Raw genomic sequence first — 17,031 nt, 5'->3', positions numbered from 1 at the left:
GGAGCATTAAATGGATATTTTCATCCAGCAGATCCTGAATGGGCTGGTGCTTGGCAGCATCTACGCCATCATCGCGCTGGGCTACACGATGGTGTACGGGATTCTGGGCATCATTAACTTCGCGCACGGCGACGTGCTGATGGTCGGCGCGATGGTTGCGCTGTCCGCGATCACGGTCCTCCAGAATCACTTCCCGGGCCTCGGGAACATCCCCACGCTATGTATCGCGCTGGTCATTGCCGCCGTGGTCTGTGCGTTCGTCGGGTACACGATCGAACGGATCGCCTACCGGCCGCTGCGCCGCGCGCCGCGTCTCGCGCCGCTGATCACCGCCATCGGCGTGTCGATCCTGCTGCAGACGCTCGCGATGCTGATCTGGGGCCGCAATCCGCTGCCGTTCCCGCAGCTCATCTCGACCGATCCGCTCAACGTCATCAAGCCGACCGAAACCGGCGTGGGCGCGGTGATCTCGCCGACTGAAATCGTCATCATCATCGTCGCGTTCCTGGTCATGGCCGGCCTGCTGCTGCTCGTGCACAAGACCAAGCTCGGCCGTGCGATGCGTGCGATCGCCGAGAACCCGAACAACGCTTCGCTGATGGGCGTGAACCCGAACTTCGTGATTTCGGCCACCTTCATGATCGGCTCGGCGCTCGCAGCGCTGGCTGGCGTGATGATCGCCTCGGAATACGGCAACGCGCACTTCTACATGGGCTTCATCCCCGGTATGAAGGCGTTCACCGCAGCGGTGCTGGGCGGGATCGGCAACCTCGGCGGCGCGATGGTCGGCGGCGTGGTGCTCGGTCTGATCGAGCAGCTGGGTGCGGGCTACATCGGCAATCTGACCGGTGGGGTGTTCGGCAGTAACTATCAGGACGTCTTCGCATTCGTCGTGCTGATCGTCGTGCTCGTGTTCCGTCCGTCGGGGCTGCTGGGCGAACGTGTCGCGGACCGCGCATAAGAGGGGGTAGAACAACATGACTTCCATTCAACCGATCGAGCCGTCGACGACGCTCATCCCCGAAAAGAACATGACGAAGACGCTGACCGTGGGCATTCTCACGGCGGCTTTCGTGATCGCCCTGCCGATGGTGGTGGGCGCAACGGGCGGCAACTACTGGGTGCGCGTGCTGGACTTCGCGATGCTCTATGTGATGCTCGCGCTGGGCCTGAACGTGGTGGTGGGCTTCGCCGGTCTGCTGGACCTGGGCTATATCGCGTTCTACGCGGTGGGCGCCTACGTTGCCGCGCTGCTGTCCTCGCCGCACCTGACCTCGCAGTTCGAGTGGATCGCGCACATGTTCCCGAACGGCCTGCATGCGCCGTTCTGGGTCATCATTCCGTGCGCGATGGCGCTCGCGGCCTTGTTCGGCGTGCTGCTCGGCGCACCGACCTTGCGACTGCGCGGCGACTACCTCGCGATCGTGACGCTGGGCTTCGGGGAAATCGTTCGTATCTTCATGAACAACCTCGACCGTCCGGTGAACATCACCAACGGCCCGAAGGGCATCACGGGGATCGATCCGCTGACGGTGGCGGGCTTCAATCTCTCGCAGACGCACACCTTCTTCGGCTTCTCGTTCCCGTCGGTGTACATGTACTACTACGCGTTCGTGGTGTGCGCGCTGTTCGTGATCTGGGTCTGTACGCGTCTGCAACACTCGCGTATCGGCCGCGCATGGGCCGCGATCCGCGAGGACGAAATCGCCGCCAAGGCAATGGGCATCAACACGCGTAACGTCAAGCTGCTGGCCTTCGCGATGGGCGCGTCGTTCGGCGGTCTGTCGGGCGCGATGTTCGGTTCGTTCCAGGGCTTCGTGTCGCCGGAATCGTTCACGTTCTGGGAATCGGTCGTGGTGCTGGCCTGCGTGGTGCTCGGCGGTATGGGCCACATTCCGGGTGTGATTCTGGGCGCCGTGCTGCTCGCCATCTTCCCCGAGTTCCTGCGCTCGACCATGGGTCCGCTGCAGAACGCCATCTTCGGTCACGAGATCGTCGATACGGAAGTCATTCGCCAGCTGCTCTACGGTCTCGCCATGGTCGTGATCATGCTGTACCGCTCGGAAGGCCTCTGGCCCGCGCCGAAGCACGAAGACAAGATCGCGAAGATCGCCAAACGCGGCAGCAAGAAGCCGGTGCGCGCTTAAGGGGGCCACACATATGAGCAACAAGCAAATCCGCCTCTCCGTGAGCGGCGTGAACAAGCGCTTCGGCGGCCTGCAGGCGCTGTCCGATGTGGGCCTGCAGATCGAGGAAGGCACCATTTACGGCCTGATCGGCCCGAACGGCGCCGGCAAGACCACGTTCTTCAACGTGATCACGGGTCTCTACACGCCAGATTCGGGCGAGTTCAAGCTCGACGGCACGGCCTACACGCCGACCGCCGTGTACCAGGTCGCGAAAGCCGGTATCGCGCGCACCTTCCAGAACATCCGTCTGTTCGGCGGCATGACGGCGCTCGAAAACGTGATGGTCGGCCGTCACGTGCGGACGAAGCACGGCCTGCTGGGCGCGGTGTTCCAGACGCCTTCGGAGCGCAAGGAAGAGCGCGAGATCAAGGAACGCGCGCTCGAACTGCTCGAATACGTGGGCATCGCGCAGTACGCGGATTACACCTCGCGCAATCTCTCATACGGCCACCAGCGCCGCCTGGAAATCGCGCGCGCGTTGGCCACCGATCCGAAGCTGCTCGCGCTCGACGAACCGGCCGCCGGCATGAACGCGACCGAGAAGGTCGAACTCACGCGCCTGCTCGACAAGATCCGCGCCGATGGCAAGACCATCCTGCTGATCGAGCACGACGTGAAACTGGTGATGGGCCTGTGCAACCGCATGACAGTGCTCGACTATGGCAAGGTGATCGCCGAAGGTCTGCCGCAGGACGTGCAGAAGGACCCGAAGGTTATCGAAGCATATCTGGGCGCGGGAGTTCACTGATGTCTACACCGATGTTGAAAATCAAGGGCCTGCAGGTCAATTACGGCGGCATCCAGGCAGTGAAGGGCGTGGACATGGAGGTCCAGCAGGGCGAACTCGTCACGCTGATCGGCGCGAACGGCGCCGGCAAGACCACCACCATGAAGGCCATCACGGGCCTGAAGGCTTACTCGGCCGGCGACATCGAGTACATGGGCAAGTCGATCAAGGGCATCCCCGCGCACGAGCTGCTGAAGAAAGGCCTGGCGATGGTGCCGGAAGGCCGCGGCATCTTCGCGCGCATGTCGATCGTCGAAAACATGCAGATGGGCGCGTATCTGCGCAACGACAAGGACGGCATCCAGAAGGACGTCGACCGCATGTTCGGCTTCTTCCCGCGCCTGAAGGAACGCGCCACGCAGCTCGCGGGCACGCTCTCGGGCGGCGAGCAGCAGATGCTGGCGATGTCGCGCGCGATCATCAGCCGTCCGAAGCTGCTGTTGCTGGACGAGCCGTCGATGGGTCTCTCGCCGATCATGGTCGAGAAGATCTTCGAAGTAGTGCGCACGATTTCGAGCGAAGGCATCACCGTGCTGCTGGTCGAGCAGAACGCGCGTCTGGCGCTGCAGGCGGCCAATCGCGGCTACGTGATGGACTCCGGTCTCGTCACGATGGAAGGCGACGCGAAGCAGATGCTCGACGATCCGAAGGTGCGGGCAGCGTATCTGGGTGAATGATCTGAAACGGTCTTTTTGACCCGAGCGCCAGAAGTACAAAAGCCGCATGAGCGTAATGCTCATGCGGCTTTTTTATCGCGTGCGTACTGCCGACGCTTGCCTCAGGCGATCGCTTCGGGCTCCTGCACGCCCAGCCGTTTGCCCAGACTCACGACGGCATCGGCCCGATAACCGAGCGCGTCATAGAACGCGATCACTTCGGGCTTGTCGCTGAGCACCTGGAGATTGAGCTTGAGGCAGCCCATCGCCGCCAGCGTGCTTTCGGCATGGCGCACCAGCCGTGTGCCGATGCCCAGACGCCGCGCCTGCGGCGCCACGGCCAGCGAGTAGAGCCAGCCGCGATGTCCGTCGTAACCCGCCATCGCCGTGCCGACCACCGCACCGTTGTCATCGACCGCGACGAAAAACAGCTCCGGCTGCGTGCCGAGCTTGTTCGCAATCGACAGACGCGGATTGCGATGCGGCCGGCTCGCGTCGTTGTACTCCGGGAAAGCGAGGAGCCAGAGCGCGAGCACGGCGTCGGTATCGGCCGGCTCGAACGCGCGGATCGTCATGGACGTCATCGGCGTGGCGGACATCGCGTGGATTTCCCTGGCTTACAGCGAATCGAGGATGTTGCGCAGCATCGCCATCATCTGGTCGATTTCCTCGTTCGTGACGTTGAGCGCCGGCATGAAGCGCAGCAGGTTCGGGCGCGCCGCGTTGAGCAGCAGACCGTCCGGCTGCATGACGCGTGCCTTTTCGACGATTTCCGGGCCGATGTCCTTGCCGAGCATCAGCGCGCGCAGCAGACCTTCGCCGCGCTCGCCCTGGAAGCCGCGTTCGGCCGACAGTTCGAGCAGCTTTTCGCGCAGGTATTCGCCGCGGGCGCGCACGCCTTCGAGGAAGCCCGGCGCGACCAGTTGCGAGATCACCGAGTAGCCGACCGCCGTCATCAGCGGATTGCCGTTGTAGGTGCCGCCCTGATCGCCCGCTTCGAACACGCAGACTTCCTTCTTCGCGCACAGCGCCGCGAGCGGCACGCCGCCGCCGATGCCCTTGCCGAGCGTCATGATGTCCGGCTCGATGCCCGAGAGTTCGTAGGCGAACAGGGTGCCCGCACGGCCGCAGCCGGTCTGCACTTCGTCGACGATCAGCAGGATGCCGTGCTTCTTCGTGAGCGCGCGCAGTTCCTGCATGAATTCGCGCGTGGCGGGAATCACGCCGCCTTCGCCCTGGATCGGCTCGAGCATCACGGCAACGGTCTTGCCGGTGATGAGCTTTTCGACCGAAGCGATGTCGTTCAGATCGGCCTTGGGGAAGCCCGGCACTTGCGGTGCGTAGATCGTGTCCCAGCCCGGCTTGCCGCTCGCCGACATCGTCGCGATCGTGCGGCCGTGGAAGCTGTGGTCGAACGTGATGATCTCGAACGCGCCGTCGCGATGCTTCTTGCCCCACTTGCGGGCGAGCTTGATCGCGCCTTCGTTGGCTTCCGCGCCGCTGTTGGCGAAGAACACCTTGTCGAAGCAGCTATGTTCGGTGAGCAGACCGGCGAGCTTCGCCATCGGCTCGTTGTAGAACGCCGGCGACGGGTTGATGATCAGGCGCGCCTGCTTTTCGAGCGCTTCGATCATGCCTTCGTTGCCGTGCCCCAGGCTGTTGACGGCCCAGCCCTGGATGAAGTCGAGGTAGCGCTTGCCTTCGTTGTCGTAGAGCCACGACCCCTTGCCATGCGTGAAAACGATTTCGGGCCGGTTGGTGATGTACATCAGCGACTCGATCGGGTACTCGGAAAAATTCATGGCAACGGGCTCCGCGGTGAGGCTGCAGTTGAGGCTGCAAAAAGGGGTGGATAACGATACGGCAGAAAAACAAAAAGCCACGGGCTGGCCGTGGCTTTCGTGATTCGAACTTCCTGTGCGCTGTGGGGATGAAACCCTTTGCAACGCGCGTCCGCGACTAAGCCAGGCCCTAAAGATGGGGCGAGCGGCGACGTCGGAGTTCGGACAGGATGCGGTTCATGGGCGCAAGAATACGACAAGCGGATCGGCGATGTAAACCGTCAATGTGCCGCGCGGCGAAGAAATTTTCGTGACGGCGGGGCGCGGCGGCTGGTTATTGCGGGGTATTGCCGGTTATGGCGGGGCATTGCGCGCGCAACGACCCGCCTCGCCGTGTCTTAAACCGGATTCGCCAGATCGGCGGCGCTCGTGAACGAGTCCGCGTAGAACTCGTCTTCGGGCAGGCCGTGATGCTGCGTGAAATCGCGCTGGGCCGACTCCACCATCACCGGCGCGCCGCATGCGTAGACCTGATAACCCGACAGATCGGGCAGATCCTCGATCACCGCGCGATGCACGAAGCCTGTGCGGCCGCTCCAGGCGTCGTCGGCGGCGGGCTCGGAGAGCACCGGCACAAAGCGGAAGTTCGGGATCTCCTTCGCCCATTGTTCGGCGAGTTCCATCAGGTACAGATCCTTCTTCTGGCGCGCGCCCCAGTAGAGCGTCATGGGGCGGTCGAGCTTCTTGTGGACCGCATGCTCGACGATCGCCTTGAGCGGCGCGAAACCGGTGCCCGACGCCAGCAGCACGATGGGTTTAGCCGAATCCTCGCGCAGGAAGAAGGTGCCGAGCGGCGCCTCGAAGCGCAGGATGTCGCGCTCCTTCATCTGCGTGAAGACGTGGTCGGTGAACTTGCCGCCCGGCATGTGGCGGATGTGCAATTCGAGCGGACCTTCCTCGTGCGGGGCGCTGGCCATCGAGTAGCAGCGGCGCGTGCCGTCCTTGAGGATGAATTCGAGGTACTGGCCGGCGAGGTACTGCAGACGCTCGTTGGCGGGCAGTTGCAGCTTGAGGACGACGACATCGTCGGCGCGGCGCTCGATCGCGGCGATGCGGGTGGGCAGCTTGCGCACCTGCATGTCGCCGACACCGGCGACTTCGCGGATGTCGACTTCGAGGTCGGTCTGCGCCGTCGCGCAGCACAGCAGTGCCATGCCGCGGGTTTTTTCGTCGTTCGACAATGCCGATGCCGCGTGCGCGCGCTGCTCGACTTCGCCGCTGCAGATCGAGCCCTTGCACGAGCCGCAGGCGCCGTTCTTGCAGCCGTAGGGAATGCCGACGCCCTGGCGCAGCGCAGCGTTCAGGACGGTTTCGTCGGGTTCGACCTGGAATTGCCGGCCGCTTTGCTTAAGCGTTACGTTGAAAGCCATATTCGAAAAAACGTGAGTCTGTGATTCGGGGTGAACCGGCTTGGGGCCGGTTCGGGCCGTCGCCGGTAGGGGCTCTGCAGGTCGCGGGCGTCATCGGCCGCTAAAATGGGTCCATTATGATTGCCACACGAACCTTGCGCCGTGCGCGCATCCTTATCGTCGGTTGCGGCGACGTCGGCCTGCGCTGTGTCGCGCAGTTGCAGGCGCGCCGCGCCAAACCGCGCGTATTCGCGCTGACGCGCCGCCCGGAACGCGTCGATCTGTTGCGTGCCGCAGGCGCCGTGCCGGTAACCGGCGACCTCGACCAGCGCGCGCGCATGAAGCGTCTCGCGGGTCTCGCCAATACCGTGCTGCATCTCGCGCCGCCGCAGAAAGACGGCAACGACGATCTGCGTACCCGCCGGCTGATCGCCGCGCTCAAGACGCGCCGCGGTGGCGCTTCGCGCGTGCGGGCAGGGGGCCTAACCAGCCGTCTGATGCGCCCGGCATTGCGCCCTGATCTGACGCCAAAACCCTTCGCGAAAACCTCCGCTATTGTACCCGAGCGCACCTGGCGAGCCCGGCCGGCCCACAGCGCTGCGCCGGGTCGCCCGACGCTCGTGTACGCCAGCACGACGGGCGTCTACGGCGATTGCGGCGGCGCGCGCATCGACGAAACGCGCACGCCGCGTCCCGCCAACGTGCGCGCAAAACGCCGCGTGGCCGCCGAGCGTCAACTGCGCCGCGCCACCGCGCGCGGCGCGCTCAAGGCAACCATCGCCCGCATCCCCGGCATCTACGGGGCCAGCCGCCTGCCGCTTGCGCGGCTGGAAAAGGGCACGCCCGCGCTCGCGGCCAGCGACGACGTCTACACGAGCCACATCCACGCCGACGATCTCGCCGCCATTCTGCTGCGCATGGCCACGCACGGCCGGGCCGCGCGCATCGTGCACGCAAGCGACGACAGCGAACTGAAGATGGGGGAGTATTTCGACCACGTGGCGGATGCCTTCGGCCTGAACCGCGCGCCGCGCGTGAGCCGCGACATCGCCGAGCGCGAACTCGACCCGGTCCTGCTCTCGTTCATGCGGGAATCGCGCCGGCTCGACAACACGCGGCTCAAGCGCGAATTGCGCGTGAGCCTGCGTTACCCGGATGTGGATGCGTTCTTGCGCACGCTGCCCCCGCGCCCGTAAGCCCGGGCGGGCGGCGCGGCGCAAAGCGTGCCGTTCACGTGATTGCCGGCAGCGCCTCGATAAGGAGGAAGCACAACAGCGCCCCGATGAGTGCGCCGATCAGGTTCGGATGGTATTGATGCCGAAAATGCATCGAGGCCAGCAGGCCGCCGATCAGAATCACCCCTAGACCCATGAAAGCCATCAGCACGAATGGGATCTCGAATGTGCCGTTGATGTCCATGATGCCCCTCCTTGAAACTTGTAATCGTTGTTTAAACGAGTATAGGGCGGAACGTCAGGCAGGGCATGCTGCGGCGCGGCATAAAAAGGGCGCATTCATGCGTTGAATCGGGCGCCGGCCCGGCGGGACAAGCCCGCGCGCGATGCGTGGTGGTTTACCCCGTGTTGCGCAGCGCGTCGAGGGCGGCCGCGTCGAGCCACTTCCACTGGCCCGGTTCGAGGTCCGCTGGCAGCGAATATCCGCCGATGCGCTCGCGATGCAGCGCTTCCACGCGATTGCCCGCCGCCGCGACCATGCGTTTGACCTGGTGATATTTCCCTTCGAGCATGCTCAGCTCAAGTTCGTGCTCGCCGCGTGCATTCGCCGCGAGCGCCACGCTCGGCACGCGTTCGCCGTGCAGCAGGACGCCTTCGCGCAGCGCCTGCAACTGCGTATCGTCGATGGGGTGCCGCGTGGTCGCCACGTAGATCTTCGGCACCTTGCGTTTGGGCGAGGTGAACGCGTGGACGAACTGGCCGTCGTCGGAGAGCAGCAGCAGGCCGGTGGTGTCCTGATCGAGCCGGCCGACGCACTGCACGTTGCGCTCGGCGAACTGCGGCGGCAGCAGATGAAACACGCTCAGATGATGCTGCGGATCGCGCGAGCACTCGTAGCCCGCAGGCTTGTTGAGCACCACGTAAGCGCGCTCGTGGAACGGCCAGGACGCGCCGTCGACGCTGAACACGAGAGCGGCGGTGTCGAAATCGGCGTGCGGATCGGTGCAGGTGTCGCCTGCGACGGCAACGCGCGCATCGGCGATCAGCCCGCGGCACTGGCGGCGCGTGCCGAAGCCTTGCGAGAAAAGAATACTTTCGAGATTCATGGCGGAACGCCGATGGCGTGAAAACCGCAGCATTTTAGCGAACCGCGTCGCGGCAGGCGTACGACGGCCTGGCCCGCTTGACGATCGGCTTGCTGTTTCCATCCATTCTCGTTGCGGTTAAGCGCTGTTCGCGACGTGTTTCGCGAGGATGGCGTAACGTAGCGCGATGCAGCGGCGATGGACTGTGTTCGGTGCCGCTCGCTTCCCCTTTCATCGCGCGCAGCGTCGCGTGCCGCCGCCATGCGGTGCGCGCTGCGCCTGACCGCTTACGTGGAGGACAGCATGGCGAAGACGATCGCGGATTTTCTGGCGAAAACGCTCGAAGCAGTGGGTGTCGAACGCATCTGGGGCGTGACGGGCGATAGCCTGAATGGGCTATCGGCGAGCCTGCGCAAGCTCGGCACCATTCGCTGGATGCATACGCGTCACGAGGAAGTGGCGGCCTTCGCGGCCGGTGCGGAAGCCGCGGCGACCGGCCGGCTCGCCGTCTGCGCGGGCAGTTGCGGCCCGGGCAACCTGCACCTGATCAACGGTCTCTACGATTGCCATCGCAATCACTCGCCGGTGCTGGCGATTGCCGCGCATATTCCGTCGACGGAAATCGGCCTCGGTTATTTTCAGGAAACGCATCCGACCGAACTGTTTCGCGAATGCGCGCACTACGTCGAACTGGTGACGAACGCCGCGCAGTTTCCGCGCGTGCTGGCCACGGCGCTGCGCACGGCGATCGACCAGAAGGGCGTGGCGGTGATCGTGCTGCCCGGCGACGTGGCGCTGCTCGACGCGCCCGACGAAGAGCCGGCGTGGGCGCAAGCCGCGCGCCCCGCGACGCTGCCGGCGGCGGCGGACCTCGACCGGCTGGCGGACCTGCTCAACCAGTCGAAGGCCGTGACGCTTCTGTGCGGCAGCGGCTGCAAGGGCGCCCACGACGAAGTGGTGGCATTCGCCGACACGCTCGGCGCGCCGACCGTGCATGCGCTGCGCGGCAAGCAATACGTCGAATGGGATAACCCGTTCGACGTGGGCATGACGGGGCTGATCGGCTTCAGTTCGGGCTATCACGCGATGATGTCGTGCGACACGCTGGTGATGCTCGGCACGGATTTTCCGTATCGCAATTTTTATCCCGATCACGCGAACATCGTGCAGATCGATCGCGATGCGGCGGCGCTCGGCAAACGTGCGCCGCTCGCGCTCGGTCTGATCGGCGACGTGCGCGAAACCTTGCGCGCGCTCGCGCCCAAACTCACGCGCAAGACCGATCGCCAGTTCATCATGCATGCGCGCGGGCATTACGCCGAGGCGCGCAAGGGACTCGACGATCTCGCACGCCCGGCGCCGGCGGGCAAGCCGCTGCATCCGCAATATGTGACGGCGCGCCTCGACGCGCTGGCCGCCGACGACGCGATTTTTGCCGTCGATGTCGGCACCCCCACGCTCTGGGCCGCGCGCTATCTGACGATGAACGGGCGGCGGCGTCTGCATGGCTCGTTCAACCACGGCTCGATGGCCAATGCGATGCCGCAGGCGCTCGGCGCGCAGGCTGCGCACGTGGGGCGGCAGGTGATTTCGCTATCGGGAGACGGCGGCCTTTCCATGTTGCTCGGCGATATTCTCACCGCGCGCCAGCTCGATCTGCCGATCAAGATCGTCGTCCTGAATAACGGTTCGCTCGGTTTCGTGGCGATGGAGATGAAGGCGGGCGGCTACGTGGAAACCGGCACCGATCTCGCCGCGACCAATTTCGCGGATATCGCCAAGGGCGCGGGGCTATTCAGTGTGCGGGTGGAGACCTCCGAGGAGCTGGACGATGCGCTGCGCGAAGCGTTCGCGCATCCGGGGCCGGCGCTCGTGGACGTGGTCACCGCGAAGCACGAACTGGCGATGCCGCCCAAGCTGCAATGGGCGCAGGCGAAGGGTTTCAGCCTGTATATGCTGCGCGCCGTGCTGAGCGGCCGCGGCGACGAAGTGGTGGAATTGGCAGAGACGAATTTGCGCTGACTCGGCCGCGCGGCTGGATGCGCAGAGCGTAGGAAGGACAAAGCCCCGCGAATGCGGGGCTTTGTACGTGGGGTTTGCTGGAAAGCAAAGGCTGGTGGCCCGGTTGACAGCAAAGGTCCTCGTCTGCGGGAGAGGAAACCATGGACCACTACACAGAGATCGGGCTGCAAAACGGGTGGCTGGCCAATGGCTGCTACGTCAGGAAGACATCGTGCGGCCGATCTGCTGGGCACGTCCGAGCAGACCGTGGCACTTTGGGAGAAGAGCGGCAAGATCTTCAAGACCGCTGACCGGATGTTTCGCGCTATTTATGTCGAAACGATCGACGGCAACGTCAAAATGAAAGAGCTGATCGAGCGGGTGGCCGATGTCGATCGAAAAGCTGATGAGCGTCTGGTCTTTGAAGACAAGGAAGGTGTCTGGCTGAAGGCGGCTTGAGAACGGAGACCGCTTGAGCGTCCAGAAAGCAAAAAGCCCAGCCTGTGAAGGCTGGGCTTTTTGCTTGAATTCGTTTTGGTGCCTCGGGCCGGAATCGAACCGGCACTCCTTTCGGAACCGGATTTTGAGTCCGGCGCGTCTACCAATTTCACCACCGAGGCAGCTCTCGCAACCCGTCAGACAAATGGGCGCTCGAAGTAGCCGTAAATTATGACGTAAAACCGCAGCCTCGGCAAGCCGTGCTCAGACGGTGCGCGAAAAGCGCTCGGCCTGCTGCGTGCCGAGGTAGCGGTCGAACACCATGGCGATGTTGCGCACGAACATGCGCCCGGCGGGCAGCACTTCCAGCCGGTTGGTGCTGCGCGCGACCAGCCCGTCGGCTTCGAAGGCGCGCAGGCGCTCGAGCTCGGGCGCGAACGTCGTCAGAAAGCGCACGCCATAGGCCGCCTCGAACTCGTCGAAGCGCAATTCGAGATTGCACATCAGCTCGGTGATGATGTCGCGGCGCAGGCGGTCGTCGGCGGTGAGGCGCACGCCGCGCGAGATCGCCAGCCGCCCGGCGTCGATGGCCGCGCCGTAACCCGGCAGATCCTTCGCGTTTTGCGCATAGACATCGCCGACCTTGCCGATCGACGACGCACCGAAGCCAATCAGATCGCAATCAGCGCGCGTGCTGTAGCCCTGGAAATTGCGATGCAGCGTGCGTTGCTGCTGGGCGCGCGCGAGTTCGTCGGTGGGCAGCGCGAAGTGATCCATGCCGATGTACACATAGCCGGCGTCGGTCAACTGCTCGACCACGAGTTGCAGCAGCGCAAGCCGCGTGGCGGGCGTGGGCAGCGCGCTGGCATCGATATGCCGTTGCATCTTGAAAAGCTGCGGCATGTGCGCGTATCCAAACACCGAAATGCGCTCGGGCGCGAGCAGCAGCATGGTGTCGAGCGTGCGCCGGAAACTGGTCACGTTCTGATGCGGCAAGCCGTAGATCAGATCGACGCTGATCGATTCGAAGCCTTGTTCGCGCGCGGCGTTCATCACATCGACGGTCATTTCCAGCGGCTGCACGCGGTTGACGGCGTGCTGCACGACCGGATCGAAATCCTGCACGCCCAGACTGAGCCGGTTAAAGCCGAGGCCGCGCAGATGCGCGATCGTCTCGGCCGAGGCTTCGCGCGGGTCGATTTCGATCGAGTACTCGCCTTGATCGCCGGGCAGCAGCGCGAAGTGTTCGCGCGTGGCTGCCATCAGCGTGCTCATTTCGTCGAGCGAGAGGAAGGTGGGCGTGCCGCCGCCCCAGTGCAACTGCGACACCGGGCGCTTCGTGTCGAACAGCGCCGCCTGCAATTCCATTTCGAGCACGAGTTGCTTCACGTATGGTTTCGCGCGCCCGCGGTTTTTTGTCGCGATCTTGTTGCAGCCGCAATAGAAGCAGACGGTGTCGCAGAACGGAATGTGGAAGTAGAGCGAGAGGTCGGTGTCGGCGGCGCCGGCGTCGCCCGCTGCGCGGCGGTAGTGGTCGACGTCGAAATCGTCGCGGAACTGCAGGGCGGTCGGATAGGACGTATACCGTGGGCCGTTGGTGCCGTATCTGGCGAGCAGGTCGGGGCGGAAGAGGAGGTCGGCGTCGCTCATGCGGGGCTCTCTGGGATGGGGCGCGGGCGGCGTCGCGGTACGCATCGCAATCGCATCACTTCGCATCGTGAGAGCGGGCGTGGCAGGCAGCTCCGACAGCGCCGGATAAACCCAGTGTAAGAGGCCGATGGGCCGCACCGTTTGTGTAAAAAGGTCGCAGCGGGGGCCGTGCAGCGCGAAATGGCACAATGCGGGGTGACTGGCGCCGCGCCTCCTTCGCGTTGCCGCGCGCCCTGTTTTGAATCCGTAACAGTCCCGTTTCAGGAAGCCGATGTGAGTGCCGTTTCCCCCTCCAGCGCCTCTGCGCACGCCTGCCGTCCCGGTTGCGGCGCGTGCTGTATCGCGCCCTCCATCAGCTCGCCGATCCCCGGCATGCCGAACGGCAAGCCCGCCGGCGTGCGCTGCGCACAACTCGGCGACGACCTGCAGTGCAAAATATTCGGCTCGCCGTTGCGGCCGGCCTGCTGCTCGGGCCTGCAGCCTCAGGCAGACATGTGCGGCGAAACGCGCGAAGCGGCGCTGCTCTGGCTCGACCGGCTCGAAGCCGCCACGCAGCCTGTGCCGCAAACGCCGCTTGCGCACTAGACGCGCTTCACCGTATCCCGCTGTTCTTCAAGGAGATTTCGCATGATCCGACGCGCGCCGCGCGCCCCCCAGATCTCGCGCAGCCCCGATGCGCCCCGCGCCACGCGGCGCGCTTTCCTGCTCTCGGCCTGCGCTGCGGCGGGCGCGGCCATGTCGCTCGGCGCGTGCGCGACGGGCACGTTTCCGTTCATCCCCGATCACTACACCTTCTCGCAGCAGCAGGTGCAGGACGCGGTGCAGCGCAAGTTCCCGTATCACCGCTCGGTGCAGCAGTTGTTCGAAGTCGCGCTGGCGAATCCCGTCGTCACCTTGCTGCCGGATCGCAACCGCGTGGCCGTGCATGTCGATGCGCACCTCGAAAGTCCGCTCATGCAGCAGCCCGTGAACGGCGCATTCACGCTGTCGAGCGAACTGGCCTACGATGCCGCGAGCCGTTCGGTCGTGCTGCGCTCGCCGAGTGTGGATAGCGTCGATATGACGGGCAATGCCGCCGCCTACGCGCAGCAGGTCAACGCCGTGGCCGCGCTGGCCGCCACGCAGTTGCTGACCAACTATCCCGTCTATACCTTCAAGCCCGATCAGCTTCAGTTTGCCGGCGTGAATTACGAACCCGGTACAATCACCATCCTTACAAACGGCATACGCGTGCAGATCGTCGAGAAATAGCGACATCAGCCAGGTCAGGCCCGGCACGCGCGGCGCCACTTCAGCAAGGAGCAGGGATGGACTGGATCGTGACGTGCAAGGCCCTGATTCTGGGCATTGTCGAAGGGCTGACGGAGTTTCTGCCGGTTTCCAGCACGGGGCACCTGATCGTGGCCGGCAGCGTGCTCGGTTTCGACGGCGAGTACGAAAAAACCTTCGACGTGGTGATCCAGTTCGGCGCGATCCTCGCGGTGTGCTGGGAATTTCGCCGCAAGATCGGCACGGTGGTGGGCGGCTTGCCGACCCGACCCGATGCGCGGCGCTTCGCCCTCAACGTGATCGTCGCGACGATTCCCGCCGTCGTGCTCGGGCTGATGTTCGAGAAGGCGATCAAATCGGCATTGTTCTCGCCGGTGCCGGTGGCCTGCGCGCTGGTTGTCGGCGGCTTGATCATCCTTTGGGTGGAAGGGCGCATGCGCGCGGCGGCCGGTGTTGCCGGAAGCGCGGCGGGCAGTGTCGCCGTGTCAACCGCACGCCCCGCGCGCGTGAATTCGCTCGACGAAATCACGCTGCTCGACGCCTTCAAGGTGGGCTGCGCGCAGTGCTGCGCGCTGATTCCGGGCATGTCGCGCTCGGGTTCGACGATCATCGGCGCGATGCTGTTTGGTGTCGAACGGCGCGTCGCCACCGAGTTTTCGTTCTTTCTCGCGATTCCGGTGATCTTCGGCGCGACGCTCTACGAACTGCACAAGACGTGGCAGACGCTGTCCGCCGACTGGCTCGGCCTGTTCGGCGTGGGCTTTATCGCCGCGTTCGTGAGCGCGTTCGCCTGCGTGCGCTGGCTGCTGCGCTACGTCGCCTCGCACGATTTCACTGCGTTTGCCTGGTATCGCATCGTCTTCGGCCTGGTGATCCTGCTGGTCGGCTATGGCGGCGGGCTCGACTGGGGCGATTGACGCCGGTTTTTCGATATTCCAGAAATGCAAAACGGGCGCCGCGGGGCGCCCGTTCTGTTTGCTGGCGGTGTGCGCAGACGGCTGTCAGACCACGCGACGCTTGAACACCAGATCCCACACGCCATGGCCGAGGCGCAGACCGCGGCGCTCGAACTTCGTCACCGGACGATAGTCGGGGCGCGGCGCGTAATCGGCGGCCGTGTTTTCGAGCGCGGCTTCGGCGCCGAGCACTTCGAGCATCTGTTCGGCGTAGTTCTGCCAGTCGGTCGCGCAGTGCAGATACGCGCCCGGCTTCATGCGCGAGATCAGCAACTGGACGAACTTCGGCTGGATCAGGCGGCGCTTGTGATGGCGCGCCTTGTGCCACGGGTCGGGGAAGAAGATGTGCACGCCGTCGAGGCTGTCGGGCGCGATCATCTGTTCGAGCACTTCGACCGCGTCGTGCTGGATGATGCGGATGTTCGTGAGTTCCTGCTCGCCGATCAGCTTGAGCAGCGCGCCCACGCCCGGCTCGTGCACTTCCACGCCGAGAAAGTCGTCGTTCGGACGCAGCGCGGCGATTTCCGCCGTGCTCGCGCCCATGCCGAAGCCGATTTCCAGAATACGCGGCGCCTGGCGGCCGAACGTGGTGTCCCAGTTGGCGGCTTCGGGCGTGTACGGCACCACGAAACGCGGACCGAGTTCGTCCATCGCGCGGCGCTGGCCGGTCGACACGCGGCCGGCGCGCGTCACGAAGCTGCGGATGCGGCGATGGTGCAGGGCGTTTGCTTCGGCACCTTCTTCGGTACTGTCTTCAGCACCTTCTTCGGCACTGGTTTCTGCATCGGCAGCGGCCGGTGCTTCGTGCGTCTCGTCCGCAGGGTCGGACGGCGTGCAGCCAGGACGGGCTGCGTCGTTCGGATCGTGGTTCATCTTCGAGGATGGCAGGTGAAGGCAGCGCAGGGCGGCTGAACTCGCAGGCCCGACAGGCTGGCGGTCATGCCCGGTTTATTCAGTCGCAGGCGGCGCTTGACGGACGCAATGCCGCCGATGATCGCTGTTGATCGCTGCAAGCGGGCTCAAGGCGACAAAGGCCAAAGGCCGCGGATTCGGGCAGGTCGGTGTCCACTGGCAGTCAGCGGGGCACGACCGGGCGACGCGCATTATATCAGTGCGGCCGGTGAGGCCAGGCGCGTGCGGCGTCGGCGCGAGGTCAGTCCGACGTCAGTCCGAGGAAATGGTGACGTGCATCCGCGTGGGATCTCTCAGCTCGAATTCGCCGATGCGGCCCGCGCGCACGTCGAACAACAGGCGCGTGAGATCGGCGGCGCGTGCCTGCTGACGCTGCACTTCGGCAGGCGGGCGGTCGTCTTTATTGGCGAGCAGTGACGTGCGTATTTTCACAATCAACGCAACGGCACTGCGGCGGGACATGAAGAATCGTTCCATCGATGAAGTCCTGCGCGCGGGCACGCAGGGGAAAAGCGCGGGTGATTTGCGGGTATTTTGCGGGCGGGTCGATCGCCGAGGCACAGATGCTAGCGCAACGACCCCGACCCACGCAGCGAAGCGCGCAGGCGCAACGACGGCTGAACGCACGAAGGCAGCAGCGCGACACGACAAAAGAGGGGAACGGTGCAGCGAAGGCGCGGCCAGCGTGGCGCTTGATGCCGACCTGCTGCGTGCTGACTGCGG

Annotated in this window: 18 protein-coding genes and 1 tRNA gene; 10 read left to right on the top strand and 9 right to left on the bottom strand. The window is 64.7% G+C overall.

Features of this window, described 5'->3' with window-relative positions; genetic code table 11:
• The first annotated feature begins 10 nt into the window (after nucleotides 1-10).
• The 4 genes from U5A67_RS27785 to U5A67_RS27770 are packed head-to-tail and all read left to right on the top strand — an operon-like array spanning nucleotide 11 to nucleotide 3,653.
• Nucleotides 11-961 (top strand): branched-chain amino acid ABC transporter permease, encoded by a 951-nt coding sequence (locus U5A67_RS27785; RefSeq protein ID WP_205984651.1) that lies wholly within the window; start codon nucleotides 11-13, stop codon nucleotides 959-961.
• A gap of 16 nt (nucleotides 962-977) precedes the next feature.
• Nucleotides 978-2,147: an ABC transporter permease subunit gene (locus U5A67_RS27780; RefSeq protein WP_205984652.1), complete on the top strand. Its 1,170-nt coding sequence runs from the start codon at nucleotides 978-980 to the stop codon at nucleotides 2,145-2,147.
• A 13-nt stretch (nucleotides 2,148-2,160) separates the two neighbouring features.
• A complete protein-coding gene (locus U5A67_RS27775) occupies nucleotides 2,161-2,937 on the top strand; it encodes an ABC transporter ATP-binding protein (RefSeq protein WP_321816750.1) in 777 nt (258 codons plus the stop codon).
• On the top strand, nucleotides 2,937-3,653 hold the full coding sequence (locus U5A67_RS27770; RefSeq protein WP_205984654.1) for an ABC transporter ATP-binding protein: 717 nt from the start codon (nucleotides 2,937-2,939) through the stop codon (nucleotides 3,651-3,653). The genes U5A67_RS27775 and U5A67_RS27770 overlap by 1 nt, the downstream gene beginning before the upstream one ends.
• A 101-nt stretch (nucleotides 3,654-3,754) precedes the next feature.
• Here the strand turns inward: U5A67_RS27770 and U5A67_RS27765 are convergent, their stop codons facing one another.
• The 3 genes from U5A67_RS27765 to U5A67_RS27755 form a co-directional block, all read right to left on the bottom strand.
• Nucleotides 3,755-4,231 carry a GNAT family acetyltransferase gene (locus tag U5A67_RS27765; protein WP_321816751.1) on the bottom strand — a complete coding sequence of 159 codons (477 nt, stop codon included), beginning with the start codon at nucleotides 4,229-4,231 and terminating at the stop codon, nucleotides 3,755-3,757.
• Nucleotides 4,232-4,249: 18 nt separating this feature from the next.
• The gene (locus U5A67_RS27760) at nucleotides 4,250-5,434 is read right to left on the bottom strand and encodes an acetylornithine transaminase (RefSeq protein WP_205984656.1); all 1,185 of its coding nucleotides are present in this window, start codon (nucleotides 5,432-5,434) and stop codon (nucleotides 4,250-4,252) included.
• A 377-nt stretch (nucleotides 5,435-5,811) separates the two neighbouring features.
• Nucleotides 5,812-6,843 carry a CDP-6-deoxy-delta-3,4-glucoseen reductase gene (locus U5A67_RS27755; protein WP_321816752.1) on the bottom strand — a complete coding sequence of 344 codons (1,032 nt, stop codon included), beginning with the start codon at nucleotides 6,841-6,843 and terminating at the stop codon, nucleotides 5,812-5,814.
• Between the two features lie 116 nt (nucleotides 6,844-6,959).
• On the opposite strand from U5A67_RS27755, the gene U5A67_RS27750 reads away from it, so the two are divergent.
• Nucleotides 6,960-8,018: an NAD-dependent epimerase/dehydratase family protein gene (locus U5A67_RS27750; protein WP_321816753.1), complete on the top strand. Its 1,059-nt coding sequence runs from the start codon at nucleotides 6,960-6,962 to the stop codon at nucleotides 8,016-8,018.
• A 34-nt stretch (nucleotides 8,019-8,052) separates the two neighbouring features.
• On the opposite strand, the gene U5A67_RS27745 is transcribed toward U5A67_RS27750, so the two are convergent.
• Together U5A67_RS27745 and U5A67_RS27740 are read right to left on the bottom strand one after the other, a co-directional pair.
• Complete coding sequence (locus U5A67_RS27745; protein WP_205984659.1) at nucleotides 8,053-8,241, bottom strand: hypothetical protein; 189 nt, start codon at nucleotides 8,239-8,241, stop codon at nucleotides 8,053-8,055.
• Between the two features lie 154 nt (nucleotides 8,242-8,395).
• A complete protein-coding gene (locus tag U5A67_RS27740) occupies nucleotides 8,396-9,103 on the bottom strand; it encodes a 16S rRNA pseudouridine(516) synthase (RefSeq protein ID WP_321816754.1) in 708 nt (235 codons plus the stop codon).
• A 282-nt stretch (nucleotides 9,104-9,385) separates the two neighbouring features.
• On the opposite strand from U5A67_RS27740, the gene poxB reads away from it, so the two are divergent.
• Both poxB and U5A67_RS27730 read left to right on the top strand, forming a co-directional pair.
• A complete protein-coding gene (poxB, locus tag U5A67_RS27735; RefSeq protein WP_205984661.1) occupies nucleotides 9,386-11,104 on the top strand; it encodes a ubiquinone-dependent pyruvate dehydrogenase in 1,719 nt (572 codons plus the stop codon).
• Between the two features lie 186 nt (nucleotides 11,105-11,290).
• Nucleotides 11,291-11,542 (top strand): hypothetical protein, encoded by a 252-nt coding sequence (locus U5A67_RS27730; RefSeq protein WP_321816755.1) that lies wholly within the window; start codon nucleotides 11,291-11,293, stop codon nucleotides 11,540-11,542.
• Between the two features lie 76 nt (nucleotides 11,543-11,618).
• On the opposite strand, the gene U5A67_RS27725 is transcribed toward U5A67_RS27730, so the two are convergent.
• Both U5A67_RS27725 and hemN read right to left on the bottom strand, forming a co-directional pair.
• Nucleotides 11,619-11,703: transfer RNA gene (locus U5A67_RS27725), tRNA-Leu, on the bottom strand.
• 82 nt (nucleotides 11,704-11,785) lie between these two features.
• Nucleotides 11,786-13,171: an oxygen-independent coproporphyrinogen III oxidase gene (gene hemN, locus U5A67_RS27720; protein ID WP_321816756.1), complete on the bottom strand. Its 1,386-nt coding sequence runs from the start codon at nucleotides 13,169-13,171 to the stop codon at nucleotides 11,786-11,788.
• 273 nt (nucleotides 13,172-13,444) lie between these two features.
• On the opposite strand from hemN, the gene U5A67_RS27715 reads away from it, so the two are divergent.
• The 3 genes from U5A67_RS27715 (at nucleotide 13,445) to U5A67_RS27705 (ending at nucleotide 15,357) form a co-directional block, all read left to right on the top strand.
• A complete protein-coding gene (locus U5A67_RS27715; protein ID WP_321816757.1) occupies nucleotides 13,445-13,756 on the top strand; it encodes a YkgJ family cysteine cluster protein in 312 nt (103 codons plus the stop codon).
• A 150-nt stretch (nucleotides 13,757-13,906) separates the two neighbouring features.
• Nucleotides 13,907-14,422 (top strand): DUF1439 domain-containing protein, encoded by a 516-nt coding sequence (locus U5A67_RS27710; RefSeq protein WP_321816821.1) that lies wholly within the window; start codon nucleotides 13,907-13,909, stop codon nucleotides 14,420-14,422.
• A 56-nt stretch (nucleotides 14,423-14,478) separates the two neighbouring features.
• On the top strand, nucleotides 14,479-15,357 hold the full coding sequence (locus U5A67_RS27705) for an undecaprenyl-diphosphate phosphatase (protein WP_205984666.1): 879 nt from the start codon (nucleotides 14,479-14,481) through the stop codon (nucleotides 15,355-15,357).
• Nucleotides 15,358-15,441: 84 nt separating this feature from the next.
• Here the strand turns inward: U5A67_RS27705 and trmB are convergent, their stop codons facing one another.
• Complete coding sequence (gene trmB / locus U5A67_RS27700) at nucleotides 15,442-16,269, bottom strand: tRNA (guanosine(46)-N7)-methyltransferase TrmB (RefSeq protein ID WP_321816758.1); 828 nt, start codon at nucleotides 16,267-16,269, stop codon at nucleotides 15,442-15,444.
• 291 nt (nucleotides 16,270-16,560) lie between these two features.
• A complete protein-coding gene (locus tag U5A67_RS27695) occupies nucleotides 16,561-16,770 on the bottom strand; it encodes a hypothetical protein (protein ID WP_241023712.1) in 210 nt (69 codons plus the stop codon).
• Nucleotides 16,771-17,031 lie beyond the last annotated feature (261 nt).

Origin of the sequence: Paraburkholderia sp. J69-1 (assembly GCF_905220255.1) — a bacterium.
In the GTDB taxonomy this organism is placed as follows: Bacteria; Pseudomonadota; Gammaproteobacteria; order Burkholderiales; family Burkholderiaceae; genus Paraburkholderia.
Note: the sequence above shows the minus strand (reverse complement) of the source record. Positions and strands in the feature narration are given on the sequence as shown.

Excerpts from the sequence above, each read along its gene's own strand:
- U5A67_RS27785 (WP_205984651.1), top strand. The coding sequence starts at position 11 with ATGGATATTTTCATCCAGCAGATCCTGAATGGGCTGGTGCTTGGCAGC.
- U5A67_RS27770 (WP_205984654.1), top strand. The coding sequence starts at position 2,937 with ATGTCTACACCGATGTTGAAAATCAAGGGCCTGCAGGTCAATTACGGC.
- U5A67_RS27780 (WP_205984652.1), top strand. The coding sequence starts at position 978 with ATGACTTCCATTCAACCGATCGAGCCGTCGACGACGCTCATCCCCGAA.
- U5A67_RS27750 (WP_321816753.1), top strand. The coding sequence starts at position 6,960 with ATGATTGCCACACGAACCTTGCGCCGTGCGCGCATCCTTATCGTCGGT.
- U5A67_RS27730 (WP_321816755.1), top strand. The coding sequence starts at position 11,291 with ATGGCTGCTACGTCAGGAAGACATCGTGCGGCCGATCTGCTGGGCACG.
- U5A67_RS27765 (WP_321816751.1), bottom strand. The coding sequence starts at position 4,231 with ATGTCCGCCACGCCGATGACGTCCATGACGATCCGCGCGTTCGAGCCG.
- poxB (WP_205984661.1), top strand. The coding sequence starts at position 9,386 with ATGGCGAAGACGATCGCGGATTTTCTGGCGAAAACGCTCGAAGCAGTG.
- hemN (WP_321816756.1), bottom strand. The coding sequence starts at position 13,171 with ATGAGCGACGCCGACCTCCTCTTCCGCCCCGACCTGCTCGCCAGATAC.
- U5A67_RS27760 (WP_205984656.1), bottom strand. The coding sequence starts at position 5,434 with ATGAATTTTTCCGAGTACCCGATCGAGTCGCTGATGTACATCACCAAC.
- U5A67_RS27740 (WP_321816754.1), bottom strand. The coding sequence starts at position 9,103 with ATGAATCTCGAAAGTATTCTTTTCTCGCAAGGCTTCGGCACGCGCCGC.
- U5A67_RS27695 (WP_241023712.1), bottom strand. The coding sequence starts at position 16,770 with ATGTCCCGCCGCAGTGCCGTTGCGTTGATTGTGAAAATACGCACGTCA.
- trmB (WP_321816758.1), bottom strand. The coding sequence starts at position 16,269 with ATGAACCACGATCCGAACGACGCAGCCCGTCCTGGCTGCACGCCGTCC.
- U5A67_RS27755 (WP_321816752.1), bottom strand. The coding sequence starts at position 6,843 with ATGGCTTTCAACGTAACGCTTAAGCAAAGCGGCCGGCAATTCCAGGTC.
- U5A67_RS27710 (WP_321816821.1), top strand. The coding sequence starts at position 13,907 with ATGTCGCTCGGCGCGTGCGCGACGGGCACGTTTCCGTTCATCCCCGAT.
- U5A67_RS27775 (WP_321816750.1), top strand. The coding sequence starts at position 2,161 with ATGAGCAACAAGCAAATCCGCCTCTCCGTGAGCGGCGTGAACAAGCGC.
- U5A67_RS27705 (WP_205984666.1), top strand. The coding sequence starts at position 14,479 with ATGGACTGGATCGTGACGTGCAAGGCCCTGATTCTGGGCATTGTCGAA.
- U5A67_RS27745 (WP_205984659.1), bottom strand. The coding sequence starts at position 8,241 with ATGGACATCAACGGCACATTCGAGATCCCATTCGTGCTGATGGCTTTC.